7 protein-coding genes and 1 pseudogene are annotated in these 8,818 nt (G+C 39.8%); 3 read left to right on the top strand and 5 right to left on the bottom strand.

Going from position 1 to position 8,818, the window contains the following annotated elements; translation table 11 throughout:
- Positions 1–87 precede the first annotated feature (87 nt).
- From J8L98_RS17675 to J8L98_RS17660, 4 genes and pseudogenes are all read right to left on the bottom strand, one after another.
- Positions 88–1,266 (bottom strand): hypothetical protein, encoded by a 1,179-nt coding sequence (locus J8L98_RS17675; RefSeq protein WP_210997512.1) that lies wholly within the window; start codon positions 1,264–1,266, stop codon positions 88–90.
- A 451-nt stretch (positions 1,267–1,717) separates the two neighbouring features.
- Positions 1,718–1,987, bottom strand: a pseudogene (locus J8L98_RS17670) (transposase); the annotation flags it as partial.
- Positions 1,988–2,264: 277 nt separating this feature from the next.
- A complete protein-coding gene (locus J8L98_RS17665; RefSeq protein ID WP_210997511.1) occupies positions 2,265–2,585 on the bottom strand; it encodes a hypothetical protein in 321 nt (106 codons plus the stop codon).
- Between the two features lie 50 nt (positions 2,586–2,635).
- The gene (locus J8L98_RS17660) at positions 2,636–3,013 is read right to left on the bottom strand and encodes a hypothetical protein (RefSeq protein ID WP_210997510.1); all 378 of its coding nucleotides are present in this window, start codon (positions 3,011–3,013) and stop codon (positions 2,636–2,638) included.
- Positions 3,014–3,501: 488 nt separating this feature from the next.
- Between J8L98_RS17660 and J8L98_RS17655 the strand changes: the two genes are divergently transcribed.
- The 3 genes from J8L98_RS17655 to J8L98_RS25100 are packed head-to-tail and all read left to right on the top strand — an operon-like array spanning position 3,502 to position 5,387.
- The gene (locus J8L98_RS17655) at positions 3,502–3,861 is read left to right on the top strand and encodes a hypothetical protein (protein WP_210997509.1); all 360 of its coding nucleotides are present in this window, start codon (positions 3,502–3,504) and stop codon (positions 3,859–3,861) included.
- Between the two features lie 49 nt (positions 3,862–3,910).
- Complete coding sequence (locus tag J8L98_RS17650) at positions 3,911–5,008, top strand: alkaline phosphatase family protein (protein WP_210997508.1); 1,098 nt, start codon at positions 3,911–3,913, stop codon at positions 5,006–5,008.
- Positions 4,941–5,387, top strand: coding sequence for an alkaline phosphatase family protein (locus J8L98_RS25100; protein ID WP_210997507.1), 447 nt, complete (start codon positions 4,941–4,943; stop codon positions 5,385–5,387). The genes J8L98_RS17650 and J8L98_RS25100 overlap by 68 nt, the downstream gene beginning before the upstream one ends.
- A gap of 227 nt (positions 5,388–5,614) precedes the next feature.
- On the opposite strand, the gene J8L98_RS17640 is transcribed toward J8L98_RS25100, so the two are convergent.
- Positions 5,615–8,737, bottom strand: a complete 3,123-nt coding sequence (locus tag J8L98_RS17640; RefSeq protein ID WP_210997506.1) for an amino acid adenylation domain-containing protein — start codon at positions 8,735–8,737, stop codon at positions 5,615–5,617.
- Positions 8,738–8,818: the final 81 nt, after the last annotated feature.

Genomic DNA, 8,818 nt, shown 5'->3' with positions numbered 1-8,818 from the left:
TAGATAAAAGCCCCTTCCGGGGCTCGATTTTCTTTAAGTTCGTCTTATACATGTTTTTGCATCGTAGTCTGATTTACATTAAATTGATTAAGCACTTTTTAAATTATCGGTTACAGTTACACTTGTTAAATTTATTCCTTTCAGAGTATTAGCAACTTCTGCCTCATTCATGCCTATATAAACAGTTTTACCTTCTACTTTAGTCACATTGACGTTAAGGGTGTCCATTGCTGTAACCACCTGACACCAGGAAACTTTCATTTCTTCCAGCGACTTTTTGAGTTCTTCGTACTTTTCAGCTTCTAATTCACGAATACTCATACGCGCTTCTTCTAATGTTGCCATAACATCTAGAGCAACTGCTTCCCAGGCTTGTAGTACTGGTATTAGATAGTTGATACTTTCTTTAACACTCGCAAGTAATGTTGCAAATTGAGATGTAGTCACATTCAACGTCATTACATCGTTCTCTTCAAGAGTTAGAGTTTTTTGCTTTGCCGTCAACTCCTTCTTATACTCTTCAACTTCAATTCCATCAATTATTGAAGATATAATTGCTACTGTCCCCAACAACCCTGCAAAAGCTCCAGCAAACCATCCGATAGGGCCTAGAGCGATACCTACCCCTATAGCTGTAGCATCAACAGCACCACCAACAGATCCTTCAATAATCGCTTTTTTAGTTAAGGAATGTATTGTCTTTTGTAGTTGGCTTATCGTATCTTTCGTATTAGTTACATTAGTACTTGCTGCACTATCAGCAGTATTTATTTGAGCTTGCATATTAAGAATCAAACTTTCCTGCTTTGGTAAATCAGTCTGATAACTCTTTAATTGATGAACGAGGTTTCCAACTTTGAACATAGTTAATTTAAGTTCTATAACCATAGAGTTCAGAATTGACTTTTCCGTTGATACACTTACCTTTCTAGCTTCTTCTGTCTGATCAGGATCCAGTAAATCTTCTAATGTTGAAATAGCAGCAGTGTAATCAGCAGCAAGGAGTTCATTGGTTTGGATTATCTCAAGTGGTACCGAATTGAGCTGTTCAATCACTGTAGATAGAAAGAAATCCGAAGCCGACTTTAACTTCTGATAATCATCTGAATATTCATTATAATTTGCGAATACGCTAGTATCATTTAAGTTAGGTAAAGACGTAGCCATCACAGCTGCACTGTTTGCAGATAGACCAGAAATTAACTCGGCATACGTTAGTTTATCTTTCGTAACCAATTTAGATAGATGCAGTATATTATCATTCATTGTAATTTTTCCTTCTATGTTTAAGTTCCACAGACGCTTTACGTCCAATTAATACATCGAGTTTATAAATTGTATTAGAAGAGTTATTAAATAAATATTACACGGTCCTTACATAGGTTAGCTGATAACTGAAAAGCTGATAACTGACACCCACTTAAAAATGAATGCAAATGAACAGACCATGTTCAATCTGAAATATCGTCTAGTTAATAATATTGAATTAACCACATGTGCGATAAGCTCAAGAATGGACAATGACACCCATTCAAAAAACTAATGAAAGCAGGCAATGTTCAACCTGAAATATCGTCTAGTTAGTAAAATTGAATTAACTACATGTGCGATAAGCTCAAAGATAGGGAAAACTGAACTCATGCCCAGCAATAAGGCACGCCTAACCCTATAAACCATCGTGTATTGATTATATAGTGATTATCTTGGTGGTCTCAAATTAAGCCAGTAACTTTTCACATTGCTTATAATTAGCGCGTCGTTTTATTTCTAGGTTCGCACAATAATTATCAAGCTTTTGGGGTCGCCCTACTGCACCATGGAATACTTTGGTAAATTGTGAAGTGAGTTTTTGCCAGTTTTCTGGTGCTATGTTGAGCCTATCTAAAATTGGGGAGTTGATTGGGCTTATAGCGCCCCGTTTGTCTGCTCGCATACATCGGCCTGTCAACTCTACAAGTTCTAAGTAGGGCTTTAATTCAAAAGGTACATCGATAATGGGACAGGCACATAATTATACGCTCAACATTGCAATGTAATGCCACCATATTATGCAAGAAATTTGTGACTGTTCCATCTTACTCCTTACAGCAACAGGAGAAATATCACCATATATCGTGGGCTACTACAATCATTACCGACCCCATCAACATAATGACGGTAGTTCGCCGATAGAGAAAGAAAACCCGTATTGGAAAACTTATAACAAGGTGGCCAAAAAGAGTTGACCACTACACCCTATGATTAGACCCTATTGATTACTCTGGTTACTCTACGCTTTCTTTTTCGAGCCTCTCCATTTCTTTGATCATTTCACCTGCATAGTCATGTCCAGCTTTATAAGCTTCTTTCAAGTAATAGTCTCGTTTTTGAGCCGAAAATAGCCCTAAATCGTCATCGCCATAAAATATTGCCATTAAATATAAAAAGTCTTTTTTATGTTCGACTAATTGAAATTCTTTTAGTTTATCTATACCCGACAACAGCTTTGCTCGATCTTTGCTATATAGATCAATTAAAGCATAACCATAGTAGATAGCTAACTCTTCATCGCCCTGCTTAGCACCTTTAAATAAAAAATTTAGCATCTCTTTACTTCTATCATATTTACTTTAAGAAAATAATAGATATAAATTATTTATTGCTCCTGTATGCCCTTTTTTGCAGCTGTTTCTAAGTGACTGATTGATGAAGCCAAATCTTTATCGGATTCACTTTCCATTAAAACTGTGCCTAATAAGTAACTCGCTTCGACATCACCACTTAATAATAACGGCTCAAGATATTTCTGAGTTTTTCCTATTTGGGGAGGCAACCCATATAAGCCATAACCATAGATAGCTCCAATTAAAAGATAAGCTTCAGTATTCCCTGCGGCTCCTTCCTCCTCTAAAGTTTTTAAGACAGCATTAACTTCTAACTTATTACCATCAGCAATATCACTTTTAATAGCTGCCAAGTCAAAAGACAAGACTTTAAAACTTACAAAAACGAAAACAAACAACACTCTATTCATTTCACGGCACCCTATACAAATTATTCATTGCCTAGAAAAAGGCTATCATAGCAACATTTGAATTATATCAGTACCTAATACTGATACCCATTCCAAATTAATGCCTACTGTAAAAGAATATCACAAGCGTAATGCTTAAATTATAAGTCTGAGTTTAAAATGTGGGTCGCAGATATAAGTATGGCATTGTTCAATAAAGACAAAAGGACAGTAATTAACAGTTAATGGGACTGGCACATAATTATACGCTCAACATTGCAATGTAATGCCACCCTATTATGCAAGAAATTTGTGACTGTCCCATCTTACTTTTTCAAGAAATTTGTACCTGTCCTTTTTCACTACCGTCCTTTTTACTACCCCGACGTTTTTTCTCTTTTAGCTGTAATGTCGCTGTAATGTTCAATGTTCTGCCCACAGAATATTCTAGATATCGAAAGCAAAAATGCTCTCAACTCATTAACTAACAAATTTGAAAAGGAAATATCATGTCGATATCAGCAAGCGTTACACTAATAAACAAAACGGGCTCAGCAATTAAAATTACTCAATGTTCTCATGTCAATGATGACGCAACCTTTAGCGGTATATCTGTTGGTGATGTGATTGAGAATGGCAGTAGCGAAAAGTTAAAAATGGGTAATAGTTCGGTATTTTTTGCCCCCAGAGGTTGTGGTTGTGATATTAGTTTTATCTGCCAATCCAATTTCGAAATAGGCAATATTGTTTTTGATGATCCGGCTGTTGGTGCACATTCATTTAGCTTCGGTAATACAGAGGTTTTCGCTTATACCCCAGGTGGTGATACATCCAACAGCGATTATACAGTGACTGTTTCTCTGATCTAGTGATTGACTTAACCCGAGGATAAATCCCTCGGGTTTAATGGGAGGTAATATGAATAATATCAAACATGTGGTTTATTTAATGTTGGAGAATCGCTCTTTTGATAACGTCTTGGGTTGGCTTTATGATGACAATCATCCACCTAAAGTGAATATTCCGGCACAAGAAAAGCCAACTTATGACGGATTAAAACCGACTTACTTTAATCTTGATCAACAGGGCAACAAACACTATGTGATCAAGGGAACTAATAACAATATGCACGTACCAAGTTGCGACCCTCATGAAGAATACTCGCATGTGAACAAGCAATTATTTGGTCATCAGAAAAACCCTAATAAACTAACCCAAGCTACCATGTCTGGTTTTTATCAAGATTTTTCTTATTTTTCCAATCCGGCGGAAGAATTCTCTGGTGTTGCTACCGATGAGATCATGATGAGTTACACTCCAAAAGAATTGCCAGTGTTAAATGGATTGGCGAAAAACTTTGCAGTATCTGACCGTTATTTCTCATCAGTGCCGACCCAGACCAATTGTAATCGCGCCTTCGCCGCTTGTGGTAATTCATTAGGGTTAAATAATGGCAAACTTGAAGCCTGGGTCAATAATCGCAATACTTCTTTATTAGGAGCAGGTCATCCTGAAGGGCAGCAGTTTAATCAAAAAACTTTTTGGAATGTGCTAAGTGAGCATGGTAAAAATACCCCTGCAGATTGGGTTATATATAACAGCTCTGGTAGCAAGGTAAAAGATCTTTTGGGAGTTGAAGGATACAGCTATACCAGAGATTTGATGGAACAATTACAAGATAAGTCTTTTGACCCACACTTTTCGACCATGGATAGTTTCTTTAAAAAAGCCGCCGACGGTCAATTGCCATCAGTTTCTTTCTTAGAGCCTGAGTGGGGCGGTGGTTTTAGTCAGTTGTTGGAGGGCCAAGGAAATGACTATCACCCACCGACCAATCTGGCACCTGGCGAAGCCTTTTTAAAACAGATTTATGATGCCTTAACTGCCAATCCGCAAGCATGGGAGAAAACCCTTTTTATCATCAACTTTGATGAGCATGGTGGTACTTATGATCATGTGCCCCCCCCCATGGAATGCTGCCCCGCCATGGCAAGATGGCGATACTACTCAGCCTGAACTTTATGAACATGACTTTAAATTTGATCGCTTTGGGGTGCGAGTACCACTAATTTTGGTTTCGCCTTGGGTCCCAGAGTCTTGTGTGTTTCGCTCAACATCTGAGGTGCCATTTGATCATACCTCAGTGCTCGCCACTATTCTTAAAATGATGGGAATACCCAAATCCCAATGGGGTTTGGGTAGCAGAACCGCGAATGCTCCGACTTTTGAACATGTGTTTAGTGGCAATGCATTGCGTAAAGATATTCCTGCCATCGACGTGAACCCTTTTGCTCACACCAATGAAGCTATCTTAAACAATACTGCCAAAAATGATATTCAGACCAGACGAGATCATTTTGTTGAGGGTAAACAGGGTAAACCTGCTTCCCACTGAGGTTTGTCGCAATCCATTGGATGCTTGTGGCCGACATATCAGCGTTACAGAGGGTGTCGATATCTCAAAACATATACAGTTCAGCCGTATAAGAAAACACAGTTAGTAAAGCCACCGACTGGATATTATCGAGTATTCTCAGAATCAAAACCATGTTAAAAAGCCACAAATAAACGAAAATAAAGCGCACCCACACCAATTTTTAGTGCGCTTTACTTGCCATCGCGTTATACCAGCACTTCAAGTGCGGCAACGGTGTTGTTTAATAGTCGCTCTATAATTTGCTCATTCAAAATGTGTTTGGATGCCTCAATACCAATGTGTAATCCATCAATTTCGCTTTCAGATATGGTAATTTGCACTAAATGGTATAGCACTTCATTTGGCGACAACATGAGCTCATCAAGCAATTTATGGGTACTTAACCCTAACGTTTTGCATTCAAATAAGGTGTTTAAATCAAACAAAGCGTTGTTCTCATACACAACATGCACATAGGGTCGAGCACTTTTCATTTTTTGGGCCAATGCTGCGTGCTGAGCAAAACACAGTAACTGCAAAAAGCTATGTCCACCGCTAGGGATCTCGGCAATATCTTGCTTTGCTTGCGACAGTTGTAATAATGAGTTGGCATGCCGCGTGAGTAATATCGGCACGCTATTGGCAAACCACCCCACAGACTGGCTCACATCTACACAATTATCAAATGCGGTTCTGCCGTGCATATCTTGCGATAACAGCAATTCACTTTCGCCAGTTAACCAATAAAATGCTTCCATGAGTGCCGCATACACGCCATGAATAATGTTCACACCTTGAGCGGCCAATTTTGACTGAATTTGCGTCATTTGTGCAGCTGAGAAAACAGTTTTCCGTGCTATGTATTGTGACACTCGGGTATTTTGTGCGGCTCTGCCGTTAAGCTGTGCAAAAAATATTGAGGCATGATCTAAGGCATTTAACCAATACTGAGCTTGATCATTAAAGCCGCCTTGTATTGCAATATCATGTAACTGCTTCTGCCACTGAAACAAACCCACATCGGTCTTTCGGCAAAATTGCGCCGGTGCGTGTAACAGTAACATCGTGTCACTGGATAATTGCGACAAACTGATATCGTCAACCAACATATGGTTCATCGCAAAACAAATATACTGACCAAATGCGCTGTCGAATACATGTGCTATCAGCAAATTATCGCTGATGTTCATTTGCTCCACTCTGGCACTAAAGTGGTCTTTTACCGCACGCTTAAACTCATCGTCGCTTTCACAATCCAAATGATTGTAGTGTACCTGAGTAAACGCGTTTAAATGCTGAGATGGCTCTGGATCAGTATTAAAGCCCAATCGCAAACTGGGGTATTTACGCAATAAAATAGTCATTACTTGTGAAATTTTGTCCACCTCAAACGGCGCTGCGCAATATAAGCTAAATGTCACTAACCACTTTGCCAGCGCTGGGCTTTCAATCATCGACAACTTATTAGGCAAGGTATAGTTTAATAGCGATTGATCAAATGTGTGATTGTGGGTCGATGTATCTCCTCCTTTTAATTCTTCTAGCGGTGTATCTGACAGAAGTTGCCACACTTTTACTGGTAAATCACTGCCCTTACAGCGCGCTTGTACAGCTAACGCGCGCAATGAATCTCCGCCATTGTCACGAAAACTGCGTGACACATTTAATTTGCATACAGAAATATTTAGCACCTCAGCAATGGCGCTGAATACACTACTTGGCGTCTGCGATTTTTCAACAATGCGTTGTTGCAACGCACTTTGGTATTTCACATGAAGCGCCTTTTTATCAATTTTACCTATCGGGGTTAGGGGTAAGGCATTCAATAAAATCACTTTATTAGGCTGCATATAAGCGGGAAGCTGTGCATTAATGTGCGCGTGTAATTGTGTTCTATCTAGTTGACCCATGCAAGTAACATAGGCTATCAATGTATTCTCCACACATATCACCGCGCTGAGTGTCACTTGCGGATACTTCTCAAGGACTGCTTCTATGCCATCGAGTTCGATGCGCTGCCCCATAATTTGTACTTGATTATCAAAGCGACCTAGAAACGTCAATCGACCTTGTTCATCTTGTGTTACCAAATCACCGGTTTGATAAAAACGTTGGGATACGCCATTTACGTCTAAATAAACAAACTTTTCAGCCGTTTTTTGATCGTCATGCAAGTATCCAATGGCAACACCAGTCCCTCCAATGTAGAGCTCGCCTTGTGTAGATTCATTGCCATGTTTATCTAAAATAAGTAATTGGCTATCGCCCACTGCACGCCCGATAGGAATTCGATTGATATGCCTATCTGCTGCTGTTACTTGATGTATTACCGAGGTGATGGTCGCTTCAGACGGTCCGTACTCATTCACCAGCCTACATCGTGAGAATAACCCTAACCGATGCCACTTACTTACAATACTCTGATTAAGCTCTTCTCCACCAAGTACCAGCGTTTTCAGTGACAAATATTGCCACCACATCGTAGCGCGTTCATCACTTAGCAACGACAAACAAAAGCTCGGAGCTAAGTCAGTAAACGTAATATGGTGCAATTGGCAAAACTGTACAAAGTCTTCAGGGTCAACCAATGAACGTGCACTAAAATGTAAACTCGCACCACCGAGTAACGTCATGGCTGATTGCTGAATAAAGGTATCCGTGCAACACGAGACCATACACAATGAACGGTCTGAGTGGGTAAGATTATAAAAGCGATGTGCATGCGCCAGTTTATGTGCCAAGCTTGCGCGTGATATTGCGATGCCTTTTGGTTGCCCTGTGGTACCCGATGTATACACCACATACGCAACTAAACTGGCTTCACTTTGATGTTTATACTCACTATGGTGTTGACCCCATGCGATATTATGGCCAATTAAACATGACAAACTATCTGTACTGGTATCTGGTTCCGTCAGGCTCATCAGCAAACTAGGCACTTTAAAAATCGTTTCTGTGCAGTCGGTTAGTACGTAACTTGCTCGGCTATGCTTAACCATGTAATTCACTCGTAAAGCAGGAAAGTTCGAGTCTAAACACACAAACGGGGTACGTCTGATCATACAAGCAAGCATACTCGCTATAATCACTCGTTGGTCTTTACTGTATATACCAATCGGTTTTGAGTGACACGCTACATGGTCATCCATCATTCTTAAACACTGCGCAACATGGTGCCTTAGTTGCGCAAAGTTACATTGCCATTGCGGGCTTACAATTGCCAGAGCATTTGGGTTTTGCGTCATAATATCCAACACCAGTTGGTCTAATGTTGGCGTTAAGCTATCCGACTCATTCGGGCTTTGAGGCAGTACGGGTTGATTAAGCATAAAGGGGTTACTCAAAACGATACATTACACAATCTAAGAGCGGATGGTGTGTGCCTAACCACGCTTAGGTTAATAGAGTGA

Source organism: Pseudoalteromonas sp. MMG013 (genome assembly GCF_018100885.1).
GTDB classification, from domain to species: domain Bacteria; phylum Pseudomonadota; class Gammaproteobacteria; order Enterobacterales; family Alteromonadaceae; genus Pseudoalteromonas; species Pseudoalteromonas aurantia.
The sequence above is the reverse complement of the archived record's forward strand: the minus strand, read 5'-3'. Positions and strand labels throughout refer to the sequence as shown.

Coding starts and splice junctions, on each gene's coding strand:
- J8L98_RS17675 (WP_210997512.1), bottom strand. CDS start 1,266: ATGAATGATAATATACTGCATCTATCTAAATTGGTTACGAAAGATAAA.
- J8L98_RS17655 (WP_210997509.1), top strand. CDS start 3,502: ATGTCGATATCAGCAAGCGTTACACTAATAAACAAAACGGGCTCAGCA.
- J8L98_RS25100 (WP_210997507.1), top strand. CDS start 4,941: ATGATCATGTGCCCCCCCCCATGGAATGCTGCCCCGCCATGGCAAGAT.
- J8L98_RS17660 (WP_210997510.1), bottom strand. CDS start 3,013: ATGAATAGAGTGTTGTTTGTTTTCGTTTTTGTAAGTTTTAAAGTCTTG.
- J8L98_RS17665 (WP_210997511.1), bottom strand. CDS start 2,585: ATGCTAAATTTTTTATTTAAAGGTGCTAAGCAGGGCGATGAAGAGTTA.
- J8L98_RS17640 (WP_210997506.1), bottom strand. CDS start 8,737: ATGCTTAATCAACCCGTACTGCCTCAAAGCCCGAATGAGTCGGATAGC.
- J8L98_RS17650 (WP_210997508.1), top strand. CDS start 3,911: ATGAATAATATCAAACATGTGGTTTATTTAATGTTGGAGAATCGCTCT.